The organism is Myceligenerans xiligouense (assembly GCF_003814695.1).
Taxonomy (GTDB): Bacteria; Actinomycetota; Actinomycetes; order Actinomycetales; family Cellulomonadaceae; genus Myceligenerans; species Myceligenerans xiligouense.
Genome location: NZ_RKQZ01000001.1, coordinates 2,038,959 through 2,057,830 on the forward strand (window position 1 = coordinate 2,038,959; position 18,872 = coordinate 2,057,830).

General features: G+C 71.6%; 13 protein-coding genes. 5 read left to right on the plus strand and 8 right to left on the minus strand.

Features of this window, described 5'->3' with window-relative positions; all coding sequences use genetic code 11:
* Positions 1-3 precede the first annotated feature (3 nt).
* Complete coding sequence (locus EDD34_RS08755; RefSeq protein ID WP_123814219.1) at positions 4-945, minus strand: aldo/keto reductase; 942 nt, start codon at positions 943-945, stop codon at positions 4-6.
* A 38-nt stretch (positions 946-983) separates the two neighbouring features.
* Here EDD34_RS08755 and EDD34_RS08760 point away from each other — a divergent pair, with 38 nt between their 5' ends.
* The gene (locus tag EDD34_RS08760) at positions 984-1,907 is read left to right on the plus strand and encodes an undecaprenyl-diphosphate phosphatase (protein WP_123814220.1); all 924 of its coding nucleotides are present in this window, start codon (positions 984-986) and stop codon (positions 1,905-1,907) included.
* Positions 1,908-1,946: 39 nt separating this feature from the next.
* On the opposite strand, the gene EDD34_RS08765 is transcribed toward EDD34_RS08760, so the two are convergent.
* Positions 1,947-2,345: a DoxX family protein gene (locus EDD34_RS08765; RefSeq protein ID WP_123814221.1), complete on the minus strand. Its 399-nt coding sequence runs from the start codon at positions 2,343-2,345 to the stop codon at positions 1,947-1,949.
* A gap of 338 nt (positions 2,346-2,683) precedes the next feature.
* Here EDD34_RS08765 and EDD34_RS08770 point away from each other — a divergent pair, with 338 nt between their 5' ends.
* The gene (locus EDD34_RS08770) at positions 2,684-5,503 is read left to right on the plus strand and encodes an AfsR/SARP family transcriptional regulator (protein WP_170177014.1); all 2,820 of its coding nucleotides are present in this window, start codon (positions 2,684-2,686) and stop codon (positions 5,501-5,503) included.
* A 38-nt stretch (positions 5,504-5,541) separates the two neighbouring features.
* Here EDD34_RS08770 and EDD34_RS20885 read toward each other — a convergent pair whose 3' ends face one another.
* Positions 5,542-6,399, minus strand: a complete 858-nt coding sequence (locus EDD34_RS20885) for a peptidase inhibitor family I36 protein (RefSeq protein ID WP_211341531.1) — start codon at positions 6,397-6,399, stop codon at positions 5,542-5,544.
* Positions 6,400-6,668: 269 nt separating this feature from the next.
* On the opposite strand from EDD34_RS20885, the gene EDD34_RS08780 reads away from it, so the two are divergent.
* Positions 6,669-12,875: a polymorphic toxin-type HINT domain-containing protein gene (locus EDD34_RS08780; protein WP_170177015.1), complete on the plus strand. Its 6,207-nt coding sequence runs from the start codon at positions 6,669-6,671 to the stop codon at positions 12,873-12,875.
* Entirely contained in the window at positions 12,875-13,156 is a 282-nt protein-coding gene (locus EDD34_RS08785; protein WP_123814223.1) for a contact-dependent growth inhibition system immunity protein, read from the plus strand. The genes EDD34_RS08780 and EDD34_RS08785 overlap by 1 nt, the downstream gene beginning before the upstream one ends.
* A gap of 43 nt (positions 13,157-13,199) precedes the next feature.
* On the opposite strand, the gene EDD34_RS21495 is transcribed toward EDD34_RS08785, so the two are convergent.
* From EDD34_RS21495 to EDD34_RS08805, 5 genes are all read right to left on the minus strand, one after another.
* On the minus strand, positions 13,200-13,469 hold the full coding sequence (locus EDD34_RS21495) for an imine reductase family protein (protein WP_342774814.1): 270 nt from the start codon (positions 13,467-13,469) through the stop codon (positions 13,200-13,202).
* Entirely contained in the window at positions 13,382-14,158 is a 777-nt protein-coding gene (locus EDD34_RS08790) for an alpha/beta fold hydrolase (RefSeq protein WP_123814224.1), read from the minus strand. Before EDD34_RS08790 ends, EDD34_RS21495 begins: the two co-directional genes overlap by 88 nt.
* Entirely contained in the window at positions 14,155-14,676 is a 522-nt protein-coding gene (locus tag EDD34_RS08795; protein ID WP_123814225.1) for a PadR family transcriptional regulator, read from the minus strand. Before EDD34_RS08795 ends, EDD34_RS08790 begins: the two co-directional genes overlap by 4 nt.
* A gap of 50 nt (positions 14,677-14,726) precedes the next feature.
* Complete coding sequence (locus EDD34_RS08800; RefSeq protein ID WP_123814226.1) at positions 14,727-16,874, minus strand: DEAD/DEAH box helicase; 2,148 nt, start codon at positions 16,872-16,874, stop codon at positions 14,727-14,729.
* 304 nt (positions 16,875-17,178) lie between these two features.
* Positions 17,179-17,787 (minus strand): TetR/AcrR family transcriptional regulator, encoded by a 609-nt coding sequence (locus EDD34_RS08805; protein WP_123814227.1) that lies wholly within the window; start codon positions 17,785-17,787, stop codon positions 17,179-17,181.
* A gap of 116 nt (positions 17,788-17,903) precedes the next feature.
* On the opposite strand from EDD34_RS08805, the gene EDD34_RS08810 reads away from it, so the two are divergent.
* Positions 17,904-18,869 (plus strand): alpha/beta hydrolase family protein, encoded by a 966-nt coding sequence (locus EDD34_RS08810; protein WP_123814228.1) that lies wholly within the window; start codon positions 17,904-17,906, stop codon positions 18,867-18,869.
* Positions 18,870-18,872 lie beyond the last annotated feature (3 nt).

Here is an 18,872-nt window from a genome sequence, read left to right on the forward strand (position 1 = left end):
CGGCTACCAGCGTTCCGGGTAGCCGACGGGCGGCGCCGACACGTCGTCGAGCGCGGACAGCACCTCCGCGGGGAGCCTCAGGTCCGTGGCTCCGAGGCTGGTGCGGAGCTGCGCGGGGGTGCGCGCCCCCACGATCGCGGACGCGAGCTGATCCCGTTCCAGCAGCCAGGACAGCGCGACCTCGGCGGGTGCGCGGCCGAGTCCGTCCGCGGCGATGCCGACCGCGTCGACCACCGACGACGCCTCACCCTCCAGGTAGGGGGCCACGAACCCGGCCAGATGGTTCGACGCCGCCCGCGAGTCGGCGGGGATGCCGTGCCGGTACTTGCCGGTGAGGACCCCGCGCCCCAACGGCGACCAGGCGAGCAGCCCCATGCCGAGCGCGCCGGCGGCCGGGAGCGCCTCGCGCTCCGCGCCGCGCTGCACGAGGGAGTACTCGAGGGAGAGGGCGGGCAGGCCGATGTCGTCGCTCAGGAGCGAGGAGGCGCGGGCTGTCGCCCAGCCCGGGTGGTTGCACAGCCCGGCGTAGCGGGCGCGGCCCGACGTCACGGCCAGCCGCAGTGCCGAGCAGGTCTCCGCGAGCGGGGTGGCTCCGTCCGGACAGGCCACGAGGAACAGGTCGACGTGGTCGGTGCCCATCCGGCGCAGCGAGGCGTCCAGGGAGTCCAGGAGCGCTCCGCGCGACGCGTCACGACGGGTTCCCGCCTTGGTCGCCAGGACGACGTCGTCGCGCGCCACCTTGCCGGACAGGAGCGTGCCGATGACGTTCTCGGCCTCGCCCTCGCCGTAGGCGGCGGCGGTGTCGATCAGGGTGCCTCCGGCGTCGAGGAAGTCGCGCGCCTGTTCGGCGGCGTCGAGCTCGTCGGTGTCGCGGCCCCAGGTCATCGTCCCCAGTCCCAGCTCGGAGACGCGCAGTCCGGAGGCCCCCACCCTGCGGTGTTCCATGCTCGCAGGCTACCTGGCAGCGGGTAAGGTTACCGCCCGTGACGTCGTGGCAAGCCATCTTCCTGGGGCTCATCCAGGGTCTGACCGAGTTCCTTCCGATCTCCTCGAGCGCGCACCTGCGCATCACGAGCGAGCTGATCGGCGCCGGTGACGCCGGAGCGGCGTTCACCGCGATCACCCAGCTCGGCACGGAGACCGCCGTCGTCATCTACTACCGCAAGAAGATCGGCGAGATCCTCGTCGCGTGGTTCCGCGCACTGACGGGAGCGAACGGCTCCGACTGGCGGTTGCGGCTCGGCCTGGGGCCCATGTCCGGTTCGGTGGGCGTGCGGCACGCGCGGCCCGGGATCAGCATCGGCGACCCGGACGCCGCGATGGGCTGGTACATCATCCTCGGCTCGATCCCGATCGTGGTGCTCGGCCTGCTGTTCCAGGACTACATCGAGACGACCCTGCGCAACCTGTGGCTGACCGTGGCGATGCTGGCCGTCTTCGGTGCGGTCATCCTGTGGGCCGACCGCACGGCCCGCCAGGAGCGTGAGCTCGACACGCTCACGCCGCGCAGCGCCATCACGTACGGGATCGCGCAGTCCCTCGCGCTCGTCCCGGGCGTCTCACGCTCCGGCGGCACCATCGCCGCGGGTCTGTTCATGGGGTTCAAGCGCGGCGCGGCCGCCGACTACTCGTTCCTCCTGGCGCTGCCCGCCGTGTTCGGGTCGGGGTTCTACCAGTTGCTGAAGACCGTCGGTGAACCGATTCCCGAGGGCGCGCCGGGCTGGAACGCGACCATCATCGCGACGATCGTGGCGGGCGTCGTCGGCTACTTCGTGATCGTGGCGTTCCTCAAGATCGTCAAGCGCTACTCGTTCGCGCCGTTCGTGTACTACCGCTTCGCCCTCGCGGCCGTGGTGGCCGTGCTGCTCCTCACCGGAACGATCGACGCGACCGGCGGGGTGGGCTGACGCGGGTCCCGGCCACGTGCGCGGCCGGGACCCGGCCGGTCACGCCTCGGCGGACACGCGGGCGGAACCCCTGGGCAGTACCCGGGCCGGGCCGAGCCGCCCCCAGACGACGAACGCGGCCGGCACGCCGAGAGCGATGATCATCGGCAGCCCGGCGCCACCGAGAACGATGATGTCGGTGACCGCCGCGCCGACCATGGTCACCACCAGACCGAGTGCCGCGACCGGCGTGAGCACGGGCAGGATGCGGGTGGCGGCCGGCAGGACGAGGCCGAGCGCGCCCAGCACCTCCGCCCAGCCCGCGATCTTGAGCAGGACGACCGGTACGCCGGGCGACATCGCCTCCAGGTCGGCCGGGGCGGCGGCGACCTTCATGCCGCCGATGAGCAGGAACGCCAGCGCCAGAATCACCGACACGATCCACACCGTGATCTTCATGGAAGTCCTCTCGTGAGCGTGTTGCTGCCTGGCGGCCCGCCCGCGCGCGTCGCGGGAGTGCGTCAGCCGACCGGACCGCCTGTCTGAGACGATTCCTCACATTACGGGAATAATCCGGGTGAATGGCACTCACCGGGGGCGTGGTCTCCGAGACCTCTCCGGGACGCATGCGGCGGCGAGGCGGCCGCGGGCGGGTGGTGACGGGGAGAACTCCCCTTGACTTCGGTTTCCGCGGTTGGTCACTGTGTGTGTCGGCCCGGGACCAGGGCCGAGTGCTTTCGCCATCACGTCGTGCCGGGGGCCGGCCCCCGGGCTAGGGGGCGCGCCGAATGCTCACGATGCGGGTCAGGATTCTCGGGTCCCCGGAGATCAGCGACGGCGAGGCCTGGCATCCCGTGACCGGCAAGACCCGGTCCGTCCTTGGCAGCCTCGTGGCGCACGCGCCGCACCCGGCGACCGTGGAAGAGATCATCGACGACGTCTGGTCCCACGAGGCGCCCGATTCCGCGCCGACCCAGGTCTACGGCTACGTCAGCAAGCTGCGGCGCCTGCTGGGCGGTGGCGGCTCCGACGTGATCCGGCGCCGCGGCCCGGGATACCTGCTGTCGGCCGGTGACGCCGGGGTGGACGCGCTGCGGTTCGAGACCGGGGTCAGGTCGGGCCTGGAGACGTTCCGCGCCGGGCGGCTGTCCGAGGCGCGCGAGCTCCTGGGCGACGCCCTTTCCCTGTGGCGCGGCGACCCGTTCGGCGGAGCGTCACCGGGGACCGCCGCCCAGACGCTGGCCGTCCGTCTCGAGAACCTGCGGATGACGGCCGTCGAGCATCAGCTCCAGGCGCGGATCGAGCGTGGTGAGCACGAGGCGGTCGTCGACGAGCTGCAGGACCAGGCCCGGCGCCACCCGTTCCGTGAGCACCTGCGCCGTCAGCTCCTGATCGCGCTGTACCGCAGCGGCCGCGAGGCCGAGGCGCTGCTCGAGTACGACCGCCTGCGCCGGACCCTCGCCGAGGAGCTCGGCACGGACCCGAGCCAGGCGACACGCGCCGTGTACGAGCAGATCCTGCACCGCGACCTCCCCCCGGCGCGACGGGCCACCCAGGTCCTCGCTCCCGTGCCGGTGAGCCCGCTGCGCCAGCTGCCGCCCGGCGTCCCGGACTTCGCGGGGCGAGCCGGCGAGCTCGCGGTCCTCGAGTCCTACGTCCGCGAGCACGACTGCGCCGACGCTCCGGCCGTCGTCGTCGTGAGCGGGGCGCCGGGCACCGGGAAGTCGACCCTCGTGCTGCGCCTCGCCCGGCTGATCGGCGACCGCTTCCCGGATGCCCAGCTCCACCTGGACCTCGGCGGAACGTCGGCGGCCCCGCGGGAACCGGGTGAGCTGCTCGCCACCCTGTTGCACGGCCTCGGCAGGTTCGGGCACCCCCTGCCCGAGTCCGCCGAGGCTCGCGCCGCCCTGTTCCGTTCGCTGGTCGCCGGCCGGCGAACCCTGCTCGTGCTCGACGACGCCGCCCATGCCGGGCAGGTCCGGGCGCTCCTGCCGCCGAACGGGGAGTCGGTCGTCGTGGTCACGAGCCGCAACGGTCTCACCGATCTGCCCGGCGCCCGGCACCTCCAGCTCGGGACCCTGCGGCCGGAGGACGCCGAGGCGCTCCTCGGGAGGATCATCGGCCCGGAACGCGTGGCGCGGGAGCCCGCCGCGGCCCGGGGCATCGTGCGGCTGTGCGGCTACCTGCCGCTGTCCGTCCGCATCGCCGGCGGGAAACTCCTCGGGCGGCCGTCCTGGCCGCTGCGCGAGATGGCGGCCCGCCTCACCGACGAGTCGCGCCGCCTCGCCGAGCTGAGCCTCGGCGACCTCGACGTGCGGGCCAGCGTGGACCTCTCGACCCGGACCCTGCCCCCGGAGGCGGCCCTCGCGTTCGACCTGCTCGGGCTGCTCGGTCCCGACGACCAGCCCGGGTGGGTGCTCGGCGCCCTGACGAACCGGGACGACCACGAACCCGTCCTGGACCATCTGCTCGACGCGGGGCTGGTCCAGCTCGTGCGGCACGATGCCGTGGGCCAGGCCCGCTACCGCATGCACGATCTGATCCGGGTGCACGCTCGCGAGCGTGCGTCGCGCCGCGGCTCGGTGGTCTGCCGCTCGGCGGCCGAGCGGGTGGTGCGTGCCTGGACGGTGCTGGCCGACCGCACGCGGCGCGGACGCCCGCCGAGCCCGTTCGACCCGCTCACCGACCTGCCCGCCGGTCCGGAGCACGACGCCGTCGGCTCCGTGGTGCGGTCCGCGGAGCCGGCGGTCCGTGACGCCCCGGCGTGGCTCGCCGCCGAACGGCACGCCCTTCTCGGTGCCGTCCGGCTGGCCCGCGCCTGGGAGCTGGCCGACTCCGGGGCCCGGCTCGTGGGCTTCCTGGCCCCCCTGTACGACCAGAGGGCGCTCCACGACGACTGGCGGACCGGCGCGGAGCTGATGCTCGCGCTGCCCGGTCTGGACCCGATGGCCGAGAGCACCCTGCTGCGCGGGCTCGGCCAGGTACTGATCTACGCCAACGAGTTCGACGCCGCCACCCTGCGCCTGCGTGCCTCCCACGCGATCGCCGAGGCCCAGGGGCACCGGCTCGGCGCCGCGATGGCCCTGGCCGGGCTGGCCACGGTGTACCGGTTCCGGGGCCGCCTCGCCGAGGCGGAGGAATGCCTGCTGCGCGCGCTCGGGCCGGTGGTCGAGGCGGGGGACGCACCCCGCGAGGCGCTGCTGCGAGGATCCGTCGGACGAGTGCTCGTCGCCCGGCACCGTCCGGTCGAGGCCCGGCCCTGGTACGACGACGCCCTGCGGCTGGCCCGGCGGAGCGGGGACCGGCATCGCGAGGCTGTCACGCTGCGGGATCTCGGCCTGCTGGAACACGCACGGGGGAAGCTCCGAGCGGCGACGGGTGACCTCGAGCGGGCGGTCACCCTGTTCCGCGGCCTGCGCGACGAGCACTGCACGGCCCTGACCCTGCTGCAGTGGGGTCCGGTGCTGCACGACGAGGGCGACACCGGGCGGGCCCGTGCGGCTCTGACCGAGGCGGCGGCGACCTTCCACCGGATCGGGCGCTGGGACGGCGAGGCCCGCTGCCGCGCCCTGCTGGGAACACTCCGGACGGGGCGGGCCACCGACACGGCCACCTGAGGTGTGCCCGGCGAACCGCCGGGCACACCTCGGGGGCGTCAGTGGTTGATCTTGAACCAGGGCTGGGCCCAGCCGAGGTAGTGCTGGCCCCACCGGTTCTCGATCTGCGCGATCGTCGTCTTGGAAATGGTGTTGTACCCGTTGATGTCGTTGGAGACGAACTCGCCGCCGCCGATCGAGATCATCACGTGGCCGGCGCCGCTGCTGCCCCCGCTGAAGAAGGCGAGACCGCCGGCCGGCACCGTCCGGTCGCCGCCGTGCTTGTGCGTGGACGGGATCTGGGTCCAGTGGATGTAGGCCGTGTGCGAGCCGCTGTTGGACCACCCGTAGGCGTTGGCCATGAACCGGTCGCAGAGGCCGCCCCAGCCGGCCGCGCCGATCTTGCCCTTGGCCCAGGAGACGGCTCCCGCGCAGGTGCGGGGGTTGCCGAAACTGTTCTTGCAGCTGTCGGACGAGCGGAACGGCTTCACGTCGTGCGAGGCGTTGTTGTTCTTGACAGCGGCCTTGAGGTTGCGCTTCGCCCCGGCCGCGACGGCGTCGTACGCGCCGCCGTAGTAGGAGTTGTAGTGGACCCGGACCGTCTTGCCGGTGCGGTTCCAGACCGAGGCCACGTTGTTCTTGATGCACTGGTTGTAGCCGTTGCGGCCGGCGGTGCGGAACACGTAGCAGGTGGCGGGGTCGGTGCCGTAGTTGCCGAGATCCGAAGCGGCGTGATCCGAGATGGACCCGGCGTTGTTGCTGTTGTAGTAGAAGCAGATCTCACCGCTCTCGCAGACGCCGTTCCGGGCCGTCGCGGCCTGCGCCGCCGTGGCGCCGAACGTGTTGACCAGCAGGCTGCCGATCAGCGCCAGGACGATCACGAAGGCCTTGCCGGCGCGACTTCTCGTCAGGTGCATGGGCTGACTCCTCGCTCGTGGGGACTGTCCCGAGCGAGGATGCCCGGGTCGGCTACGCCGGGCCTACATCCGGTCTACATGCCCGGCCGCGAGGCCGGTGCACGCACGGGTGCACTGGTAGAGGAGTGCAAGAAGTGATCTTTCCGCACGCTTAACCCAAAACCAAATTAATCGGGCGTGTCGGATAAAAGTGTTGCGAGTGTCTCTGTCGTCTGGTCATACTCTTTGTCGGCTGACTGCACAGGAGATTCCGACACGGGGGTTGGGCGATGTCCCAGGCACGACGGCACCACCTTGTGATCACACGGCTGGAACGGCGCTGGCTGGGCCTCGCGGTGACCATCGGCTTCGCGGCATCGCTGCTGGTGGCAGTGGGACCGCAGGAGTCCGCCGACGCGGCCCCGGTGCCGCGGGCCGCCGCCGGCGAAGGCCCCGTCGACCGGCCCATGCCGGCCGACGTCCGCAGATCCACCGCCCTTCCGGAGGACGAGCGCCCGCCGGTGGTCCCGGAGGCCGTGCCGGCCGGCGGCGAGCCCGCCGAGGTCGCCACGAGCGAGTGGCGGGCCCTCACGTCCCCGGCCCGGTCGCTGGACGCGGCCGGCGGGTTCACCGGCATCGACCTGCGCCCGGGCTTCGTGCTCGGTGACACGTCCCTGGTCCTCTACTTCGACGAGGGCGACGTCGACCCCGACTGGACCGCCGCCGTCGTGCGGCTGTACGAGGAGGACGACCAGACCGAGCAGGAATCGGTGCGGCTCACCCGCGAGGAGCTGGAGGGCCCGCGGTTCTGCGGCCCGTCGGACTTCTGCCGCTCCTTCGGGGCCGAGGACGACTGGGAGCTCGACCGCGGCAAGGACTACTTCGTGACGGTCGCGGCCGTCCTGCCGGGCGGCGACGAGGTCGTCTCGGACCCCTCGGACAGCACCAGGCCGCGCGCGACGATCCTCCCTCCGAGCATCCCGGACGACCAGGCCGCGGGCTGCGGGTGCGAGAACGCCCTGGCCCCGACCGCCGTCGGGCAGGCGCAGCGCGGGGTGGGCGTCAACACGGGCACCGGCGCGTTCGTGCGGATCGAGCGAGACCTGCAGATGGCGTCGTACGGGATCCCGTTCAGCAGCGCCCGCACCTACTCCTCGGCGAACAACCGCCAGGGCCCGCTCGGCGTGGGCTGGGCCTGGTCCTACGACATGCGCGTCACGCCCACGGACGACGGCGTCATCGTGCGCGCCGAGGACGGCGCCGAAGCGGTCTACACGCCGGACGGCGACGGGTACACCCGCCCGCCGGGCGTGCGGTCGAACCTGAGGCAGGACGGCGACGGCTGGGCGCTGATCACCCCGCAGCAGGTCAGGTACGAGTTCGGGCCGGGAGGCCGGCTCACCGCCGTGCTCAGCCCGCGCGGCGACGGTGTGCGCCTCGCGTACGACCAGGACTGGCACGGCCACGACGCCGTCGAGATCACCGACGCCTCGGGTCGCACTGCCGTGGCCCTGCTCGAGGACGAGCTGATCACGCGGATCATCCTCCCGGACCGCCGCATGGTGCGCTTCGAGTACACCGACGGCCTGCTCACCGAGGTGAAGGACGCGCGCCGGAACGTGTGGCGGTACCGGTACGACGCCGAGGGCAGACTCGCCCAGGTGATCGACCCGCACGACGTGGCCATCGTGCAGAACGAGTACGGCGCCGGCGGCCGCGTGGCCGCCCAGCGTGACGGCGTCGGCGCGGAGATGACGTTCGCGTGGGACGCCGCGAAGCAGGAGGCGCGCACCACCGACGCGGACGACGTCTCGATCTACGACGGCTACCACGACAACGTGCTGATCTACAGCCAGCGCAGCACGGGCGACGCCGACAACCACCGCTACAACGGGCGCCTGGACCGCAACCTGGTGGTCAACGGGAACCAGTACCAGCACGTCGTGCGGTTCGACGCGCAGGGCAACCCGGTTCAGGCGGTGGCACCGCAGGGCTTCGACGAGCAGACGAAGTACGACGACCGGAACAACCCGATCGAGTACACCGACGCCGACGGGAACGTCTGGAAGAACACGTACAACGAGTTCGACGAACTGACCCGGAGCGTCGACGCCGAGGGCAACGACATCACGCACACCTACGACGACCGGGGCCTGCGGACCTCCACGACGGACCAGCGGGACAAGGTCACGAGGTACGAGTACCTGCCGGACGGTGACGAGAACGCCGGGCTGCCGTCCGCCGTCGTCACGCCGGAGGGGCGCCGCACCGAGTACCGCTACGACGCGACGGGGCGGCAGGTCGCCGTGACGGACCCGCGCGGCACGGCCGACCCGCGCCAGCGGCGGCACTACACCACCGAGACGCGCTACGACGAGCAGGACCGCGTGGTCCGTGTCGACGAGCCCGGCAAGCACCGCGGCTGGCGCACCGTCTACGACGACACCGGCCGTCTGGTCAAGGAGATCACCCCCGAGGGCACGGTCAGCGAGTACGACTACCTCGACAACGGCCTGCAGTCGCGGGTCGAGGTGGGCGGCCGGGTGGTCACCTTCGCGTACACGGACGCCGGCCGGCGCGAGTCCGAGAGCGTGCGGATGGAGGAGGCCGACGACCTCACGACGTCGTACACGTACGACGCGAAGGGCCTGGTCAAGACGGTGACCTCGCCGCGCGGCAACGTGCCCGGCGCGGACCGGGCGGACTTCACCACCGAGTACTTCTACGACGCGAACGACAACCTGATCCGGATGCGCATGCCGTACCCGGGCGGCGGGCACGTGGACCGGGACATCGAGGTCGACGCGCTGGACCGCACCACGGCCTCGGTCAACGAGCTGAACAAGACCTCCAGCTTCGAACGGGGCAACACGGGCCGGGTCGACTCCGTCACCGACACGCAGGGCCGGACCCTCTCGATGGGGTACGACAGGAACGGCCGGCAGACGGAGCGCACGGACGCGGGCGGCAAGACCACCCGCACCGAGTACGACGAGGCCGGCAACACGATCAAGGTGACGTCGCCGACCGGCGGCGTCACGACGTACGAGTACACGGACGACGGCCTGCTCGCCGCGATGACGGAGCCGCGCGGCAACGTGGAAGGTGCCGACAAGGACCGGTTCACGACGCGGTACGAGTACGACCTCGCGGGCAACCGGGTCCGGGAGATCGACCCGCTCGGCAACGTCACGTCGACCGAGTACGACGCGAACAACCGGCCCACCGAGCTGACCGACGCGCGCGGTGGGACCACCTACGTCGCGTACCGCGACGACGACCAGGTCAGCCACGTCCGGCAGCCGGACGCCCCGGAGCTGCCGCCGTTCTCCCGCGCCTTCGCGACGGTGCTCAAGTACGACCACCACGGCCGTGTGGTGGACGTGCGCGATCCGCAGTCCGGGCACACCCGCGTCTCGTACGACGACGCCGGCCGCCCCGTCACCACCACGGACCCGATCGGCCGCACCACGCACACCACGTACGACGCCGAGTCGAACCCGGTCGCGAGCATCACCCTCGACCGGCACGAGCACCTGTGGAAGCTGACCGACGACGAGCGTGCCCGGCGGACCATCACCTCGGAGTACGACCTGCGTGGCCGCCTGACCAGCCAGCAGGTCGGCTCGACGGGGCCGGAGTACACCTACGGCTACGACGCCAAGGACCGCACGACGTCGTACGGCGACCCGCTGGGCGTGCGCACGGTGACGTACGACGACGAGGACCAGATCACCAAGGTGGTCCGCGAGGAGCCGAACCAGGCCGACGAGGTCTTCACCTACGACTACGACCAGCGCGGGAACATCACCGCGCGGAACTATCCCGACGGCACGAAGATCACCTCCACGTACGACGCCGACTCGCGGATCACCTCGACGACGGCGGTCGGCGGCTCCGCGGGCGCCGACACGGCGCGCTGGGAGTACGAGTACGACGTCGCCGGGCGCCGGACGGCGACCACGCTGCCGGCGCCCACGGGGCTGACCGAGGAGCGGGAGTACGACGACGCGGGACGTCTCACCGCCATCGGCACCGAACGCACCGGCGACCCGGTGGACGGAGTGCAGGACCCGGTGTCCGCGTTCGACCTGACCCTGGACGAGGTGGGCAACCCCACGCTCGTGAAGACCACCCGGGGCGGCGTGACCGAGGCGGTCGCCTACGCCTACGACGAGGCGAACCGGGTGACGGACGCGTGCTACGCCGCCCAGGAGTGCGACCGGCGGAGCAAGGCAGCCGGCCGGATCTCCTACGAGTACGACCTGCTCGGCAACCGGACGAAGCAGGTGCGGACGGGTACGGCGGGCAACGACCGGACCCGGTACTCCTACGACGCCGCCAGCCAGCTCGTCAAGGAGGTCGAGGCCGGCAAGAAGGGCATCGAGCGCACGGTCTACGAGTACGACGTGCTCGGCAACCAGACGCGCGCGGGCGACGACCGGCTCGAGTACCACCTCGACAGCACCCTGGCCCGGGCGACCGTCGACGGCGTCACCACGCGGTACGCGTACGACGCGGCCCGCATGCGGATCGACGCCGCGACCGGCGTGGGCGCGGGCAGCCAGACGCGCCACTGGGCGTGGGACGTGAACGGGTCGCTGGAGAACATCGCCGTCGACACGGTGACCGACTCGAGCGGGGTGGTGACCCACCGCCAGGCGTTCGCCTACGGGCCCACGGACGAGCCCTTGGCCCTGCTGGAGGCCGGCGGCGGGGCTCACGCCTACACCCATGACTGGCTCGGCGGCGTGGCGAACATGCTGACGCCGGACGGCCAGGTCGAGGAGGGCTACGACTACGACCCGTTCGGGAACCCCCGCCAGGGCGCGACGCTCGCGGAAGGCGTCGCGGCGGCGGCGAGCGGCGCGGAGTCCGACGACGGGCCCGCGGACGGGCCGAGCAACCCGATGCGGTTCGCGGGGGCGTACCAGGACTCGACCACCGGCGAGGGCAACTACGCCATGCGTGCCCGGAACTACGACCCGGGCACGGGACGGTTCTCGTCGGTGGACCCCGTCGCGGCGCAACCGATGGGCTCCTCACCGTACGTGTACGCGAGCAACAACCCGCTGGTCTACACGGATCCGACGGGTGAGAGCCCCTTCGCCGGGGCCACCGCGAGCGGCAGCGCGACGTCGAACCCGCACGACCCCGGCGCCGAGGTGGAGGGGCCGAGCGAGGAAGACATCGCGAAGGCGCAGCAGATCCAGTCGAAGTCCATGCTGGACGTCGTCCTGGAGGCCGGCGGGCAGATCCTCATGGAGTTCCTGGGCGTCAACGACCTCATGGACTGCCTCGACGGTGACCTGGGCGCGTGCGTGATGCTGATCGTCGGCTCGCTGCCGTGGGGCAAGATCTTCAAGGCGGCGAAGATCGGCGAGGCCGTCTACAAGGCCGGCAAGGCGGTGCTCGCCTTCTCCGGCGAGCTGAGGTGGGCCCAGAAGATCCTGACCGGCGCCAAGAAGGCGAAGCAGGCGGCCGAGGCCGCGAAGGCGGCCGCCGCGAAGGCGGCGCGGGAGGCGGCCCAGAAGGCCGCCAAGGCGAAGGCGGCCGCAGCGGCGAAGGCCAGGAAGATCGCGGAGGAGGCGAAGGCCCGGGCGAGAGCCGAGGCATCCAAGAAGAAGGCGGAGACCTCGGGCAAGGGCGATTCGGCGAAGCCGAACGAACCACCGAGCTGCAACAGCTTCCTGCCGGGCACGCTGGTGCTGCTCGCCGACGGCACGCGAAAGCCGATCGAGGAGCTCGAACCGGGTGACGAGGTCCTGTCCGCGCACGAGAGGACCGGCGAAGTGGCGGGCGCCCGACTGGTGACGGCCCACATCACCGGCAGCGGCGAGAAGACCTTGGTCACCGTGACCATCCGGGACGACGGCGGCGACAAGCAGAAGATCGTCGCCACCGACGAACACCCGTTCTGGAGTCCCGAGGACAAGACCTGGGTCGACGCGATCGATCTTCGCTCCGGCGACTGGCTCAAGACGAGTGCGGGCACCTGGGTCCAGGTGGCCGGCATCGAGGTCGAGCACGAGCGCGCGACGGTGCACAACCTCACGGTGGATCGCCTCCACACGTACTTCGTGGCCGCAAGCGCGGACGACGCGCCGGTATTGGCCCACAACGACAGTTGCCCCCTCGCGCCGCACGAGAGTGCCGGCGGCCACACGATCGACCGGCATGTAGGACTGTCTGATACCGATCTCCGAGGGCGTGGGATTTCTCAGGCATCGACGTTCTCGAACGTCGCAGCCGCAGAGAAGGCAACCGGAGGAAATCTGGCCACGAACCGGCTCAAGATCGACAACTGGCTGACCGCCGGAACGAAGCAGCGACTCGAGATCACCGGGACCATGAACCCGGTCGACGGCCGTGTGTACACTCGGGCAACCGATACGTTCGGAAGCCCGGACGCGATCCTGTCAGTCCTTCAGAGAAACCCGTCGATGCCTGGCGGATACCATATCGTGACATCTTTTCCAACAATATCGAGATTCTGATGGCCGAGATTCAGTATCTAGCGCGCACCTACTTCCATCCTGATTACGACCTCGAAGCGGCGAGCCCTCTGCTGGTGGTCGAGAAGTACTGGGAGAGCGAGGACTCCGCGACGGTATCTGCGCTCCGGAACGAGATCTCGTCAGCCCTTTCGACGCGGGACGACGACGGGCTGATCGAGCTCTGGCTGGCGGTGGCTGGAGCGCAGTACGACCCGCGGTGGGACGGCCTTTCTGGTCGCGCCTGGTTCGAACGGATCCTCGACGTGCTGAACGGAAAATGAACGTATGGGCGCGGCGCCCGGGCCGGTCTGCCGGGCGCCGCGCTCATCTGTTGCCCTCTGTTGTCGCCGTGCGGGTCACGCCGCCGTCGGCGCCCAGCGCCTCGCCCGCCGTGACGATGTGGTCCGCTGTCGCGCCCACCATGGTGATCGTGCTCAGGTGTACCGGATGTTCGTCGGCGTCGATCTCCACGCCGAGGTTCTCTCCCGCGGCCTTGATGCCTGTGCTCAGAGGGGCAGCAGGCGCGGGTCGACCCGGCCCTCGACCCAGGAACCCGTGACGGCGTTGAAGAGGCTGGTGTCCTCGATGCTCCATATGTGGTGCATCCGGGGTGCGAGGCGGATCTCGGCCTGCGGGACGGCCTGCCGCAGCGCCCGGAGCGAACGGCGGAAGTACGCGGACTCGCGCGCGCCGGCCAGGCCGAGCAGCGGCCCGGTGTAGCGCGAGATGTTCGCCGGCAGGCCGCCACGCGGGTAGATCTCGGCAGCGATCCGGTGCATGGTTTCGCGGCGGATCGTCAGGCCGTGCCGGACGAACACCTCGCGGGCCTCGGCCGGGAGGCCCATGGCTGTCGCCTGCGCCTTCCAGAACCAGGGTGCGTTCCACGCGCTCAGCTGCAGCCTGCCCGCGACCCGCACGGCGGTTCCGGCGGGTGCCAGCATCGGCCCGCTGACGAGGAGCGTGCGCACGAGGCCGGGATGCCGTGCCGCGACGTGGAGACCGACGAGCCCGCCGAAGGACAGCCCGACGACGTCGACCGGGCCCGCGACGCCCAGCGTGGCGAGCTGCTCCGCGACGATGTCGGCGGCACCGTGGAGCCCGGGCCAGTCGTCACGGGCGCGCCGGCCGAAGCCCGGCAGGTCCGGCGTCACCACCTGCCGGTCGGTGAAGGCCTCGACCTGCTCCTCCCACGACCAGCCGGCCACGGTGCCGCCGTGGAGGAACAGCAGCGGCGCGTGCGCGGACCCGGCCCGCTCATGATGCAGTTCGGGGTACTCGGTCATGTGAGCTCCTTGGTGATCTCGTCGAGCCAGGCGAGCTCGGCGCGGCCGCGGGCCAGCCCGCAGTGGAGGGTGGCGATCCGGAGCCGGGCTCGCCGGTCGGCCGGCGGGGGAGCCGCCGCGCGGATCGCCTCGAGCGCGTCGAGCTGTTCCCGCGTCGCGGCCCGGTGCCGGGCGAGAAGGTCGCCGAGCTCGGCGTCGTCCAGGCTCCCGGCGAAGAAGAGCCGCGCGAGGAAGGCGTCCCGCTCGGGCTGCCGGTCGAGGTCGGAGCCGAGCCACTCGCGCAACGTCGCGCGGCCCTGCTCCGTGATGCGGTGCTCGTGCTTGTCCGGTGCCTTCGCCCCGGCGACGGTCTCCACGGTGACCAGCCCGTCCTCGACGAGCCGGCCGAGCGTCCGGTAGATCTGCGCCCGGTCGGCCGTCCAGAAGTGGTTGATCGTCGTGTCGAAGTGCCGCTTGAGGTCGTACCCGGACATGGGTGCGAGATCGAGCAGCCCGAGAATGATGCGCGCGAGGATCACGTGACTATTAGACAAGTCTCATAGGAGACATGTCAACTAGCTCGTGCCGCTCAGGCGATACCCTCGGCCGTGAGTGTGTCGGTGAGCAGGGTGACCAGGGCTTCTCGCCGGACGTCCGTGGATGACGCGACGTCCTCCTCGCCCTCGCCGTCCAGTGCCTTGGCGGCCAGCCCGGCCTTGCTGTCGATGAGGCCGGCGATCGTGGAGTCGATGGTCTGGGCAGCGATGATCCGCCACGCGGTGACGGGCTCCGCCTGGCCGATCCGGTGGATCCGGTCGATGGCCTGGGTCTGCTCGGCGTGCGTCCAGGACAGCTCGGCCAGCACCAGGTTGGAGGCCACCTGAAGGTTGAGCCCCACTCCGGCGGCCGTCAGGGAGCACACCGCGATCGACACGTCGGGGTCGCCCGTGAACGCGGCGATGTTCTTCTCGCGCGCGGTGGGCGTCTGGTCGCCGCGGATCGAGGCGTAACCGATGCCACGATCCGCGAAGGTCTGCTCGGCCTGGTCCATCACGTCCACGTGCTTGGCGAAGAAGACCACCTTGCCGACGTTGCGTGCGAGCTGCGCGGCGTAGTCGGCGGCCAGTCCGGCCTTGGCCCGGCCGATCCGGCGGACCATGGTGAACACGTTCTCGCCACCGGCCCGCGAGCTCGTGTCCTTCAGCTCTGCCGCTGCCACGCGGCGCGCGAGGCCGAGGTCGACCTCGGCCGCGACGTCGTCCCCGGTGCGCGCCTCCATGGCGGAGCGATACCGATCGACCAGACGGCGGGCGAGTGTGGCCTCGGCGGCCCGGATCGAGCGGCCCTCAGCGCCGTCGAGCTCGACCGGCAGGTCCGCCACCCGCCGGGCGGGGAGGTCGGCGATCACGTCGGCCTTGCGACGGCGCACGATGCCCATGTCGATCACGGCGGCCCTTGCGGCGGCGTAGAACCCCGGGTCGGCCGGGGTGAGCCCGGTGCCCTCGAGAGCGGTCAGCAGCGTGGGGAGCGGCGCCGCTTCGTCGATCCAGCCGAGGAACTGCCAGATGGCTCGGAAGTCCTCGATGTCGTTGATCAGCGGGGTGCCGGTGAGCGCCATCAGGAGCGGTCGAGTGGTTCGGGCTCGGATGCGCTCCGAGAGGGCGAGCACGTGCTGGGAGCGTTGCGAGCCCTTGTTCTTGATGAAGTGTGCCTCGTCGACGATCATGCCGCGAAAGCCGTGCGTGCCGAGCCAGCCGATGTGCCGGTCCAGGACCTCGTAGTTGACGATCACGACGTCCGCGAACCCGTCGACCTTTTCGCCGTCGCCGTGCACCACGGTCGGCCGGCGCTGCGGAGTCCACATCCTGACCTCGTGCGCCCAGTTCGTCTTCACCACGTTGGGCGCCACCACGAGCAGCGGGTAGGCATCGGCCGACTGGGCGGCGAGCAGCGCCTGGGCGGTCTTGCCGAGTCCGGGCTCGTCGGCGAGCAGGAAGGTGCGATGCCCGCGGGCCGTGGCCTCGACGACCTGGGCCTGGTGCGGCATCAGCTTCCGGTCGGGGGGACCGGGCACCGCGCGTGCCTCCGGCAACGACATGCAGGCGGGAGCGCCGGGGCCGGCGTACCCGAAGGAACGGAAGAGCGGGTCGAGCAGTTCCCAGCCGGCCAGCCGGCGAGTGGGGACGGTGGCCCGTTCGGTCGCGGCCCCGAAGTCCGGGGCGAGAAACGGGTTGGCCAGCCGGCGTGAGGTCACCGAGCGGGGTACCACCTGCTTCTCGGTGCCAGGCCTCGGTGCGGCGGGCGGCGCCGGCGGGGATTCCTCGGGCGGCTCAAGTCCTCCGGCACGCATCACGGCCGCCTTGAAAGCGCGCGCCGCGTCGGAGACCTGGGCGTCCTCGGCGAGCAGTTCGAGCAGTGAGGTGTCCCGGGCGGCGATGCTCGCCAGCAGCGTCGCCACGCCGTCGAGCCGCTTGAGTTCCTGGTTGCGCCGGGTGTCGGTCAGGGCGTCGTCGGCCTTGACCCGTTCCCTCTCCTCCCGTACGACCAGCGCGACGACCTGGAACTTCATGCGAACCGCCCGGGGAGTCGGCGGTCGCCGCACGGCGCCGTCGACCTCGCGGGCGACCTTCGCGAGCACCGGGATGATCCCGTGCTCGCCGGGCCGCCCGGAGCGTCGGCGCCGGGCACCGGAGCCCGCTCGCGGGCGACCCGACCGGCGTTGGCCGGTTGCTGCCATGTCTCCTCCTTCGCTGCACGGGTACCGCGGCCCCGCGCGCCGTGCACGTCCAGGACCGTCGACCGCCGGGGGCGGCCGGACAGCCGTCCCGTGGGGCCGGTGGCCTGGACCAGGGCGCTCCGATCGGCTACCGGGCCGCCGCGCGGCGGCCCGTCCGAGCCGCCGGTGGCTCCGTGCTCGCGCCGGCAGGGTCGCGCCGCAGATGCCTCCGCGAACCACGGTGGGCCACGGCGTGGATCTTCGTGATCGCCGGAGAACCCGAAGTCTACCGCTGGCCTGGCCGGGAGCGCCCGTGCCTGCCCGCTCAGGCGTGCTCTGGTTCGCGGTGGTGCTCTTCCTCGGTGAGTACTCCGGCGACGAGCAGGGCCGCCAGGCGGGCGGCGTCGTAGCGGGAGTCGTTGCCGCCGATGCACAGGTTGCCGATCCCGCGCATGAGCATGTACCCGGACACCCGGCCGGAGGTGCCCGGTTCGAGCGCGGCGTCGAGCAGGGCGTCGCACACCGGGACGAGCCGGTCGACGAAGTACTCGTGCAGCGCGTTCACGCCCTCCGTGTCGGAGCCGAGTGCCCCGGCGAGCCCGTGCTTGGTCACGAGGAAGTCGACGAAGCCGGCCGTCCATCGCCGCAGGGCGGCTCCGGGGTCGCCGGACTCGCGCAGGAGGACGGGGCCCGCCTCCGCCAGCGCTTCCACCTGGTGCCGGTACACCGCCGCGACCAGCGCGGGGCGGGTGGGGAAGTGCCGGTAGATCGTCCCCATGCCCACCCCGGCGCGTTCGGCGATCAGTCGTACCGGCGCGTCCACGCCGTGCGTCACGAAGACGGCGGCGGCGGCGTCGAGCAGGGTCTGTTCGTTGCGCCTGGCATCGACGCGTTTGGCGCGGGGCGTCGAGGCGGGCGGGCCGGGAGTCGTCATGGAGGACCCTTCGTCGAGACTTGCAAAACGGAGCGGCGCTCCGTATTGTTGCGGAGCGGTGCTCCGCTTCAATTGTGCTCGGCGGGGTGCTCGAACGCAAAGGATGAGTGATTCCCATGAGTGGTACTCCAGCAACGACCGACACCGCGATCGTCCACGCCCTGGACGACGTCGTCGGGACCGGTGAACGGGTCGTCTCGGTCGCCCCCGTGCGGCTCGACGCACCGGGCCGAGCGGTTCCGCTCGACGTGCGCGTCTCCGCTCCCGTGACCGGGCAGGACCTGCCCGTCCTGCTGTTCTCGCACGGCAACGGCTGGTCGCTCGACGGGTACGCGCCCCTGACGGCCTTCTGGGCGTCTCGCGGGTTCGTGGTCGTCCAGCCGACGCACCTGGACTCCCGACGCGACGGAATCGGGTTCGACGACCCCCGGTTCGGCGACGTCTGGACCGAACGGCGGGCCGACCTGGTCCGAATCCTGGACCAGTTCGAGACGGTCGAGGCGGCGGTGCCGGGCCTCGCCGGGCGGGTCGACCGGAACCGCGTCGTCGCCGCCGGCCACTCGTGGGGCGCCCAGACCGTGCAGATGCTGCTCGGCGCCCGCATCCTCGACAGCGCCGGGCAGCCCGGCCAGGACTACGCGGACCGGCGTGTTTGGGCCGGTGTGCTGCTGGCCGCCACCGGCTTCGGGGGCGCCGAGCTGCACCCCTTCGCCCAGGAGCACTTCCCGTTCATGAACCCGTCGTTCGCCGAGCTCACCACGCCGACGCTCGTGGTGGCCGGCGACCACGACCAGTCGAAGATGTCCAGCCGCGGCCCGGACTGGTTCACCGACGCCTACGTCCACGGCCCCGGCGCCACCGACCTGCTGACCCTGTTCGGCGGGGAGCACTCCCTGGGTGGCATCCCGAACTGGGAAGCGGCCGAGACCACCGACGAGAACCCGGAGCGGGTCGCCGTCCTGCAGCGCCTGACCACCGCCTACCTGCGCGGCGCGCTGGACCCGGCGGATACCGCGTGGGCGAAGGCCACCGCGGCACTGGCCGAGACCGGTACCGCGATCGGCCGCATCGACAGCAAGTAGCCC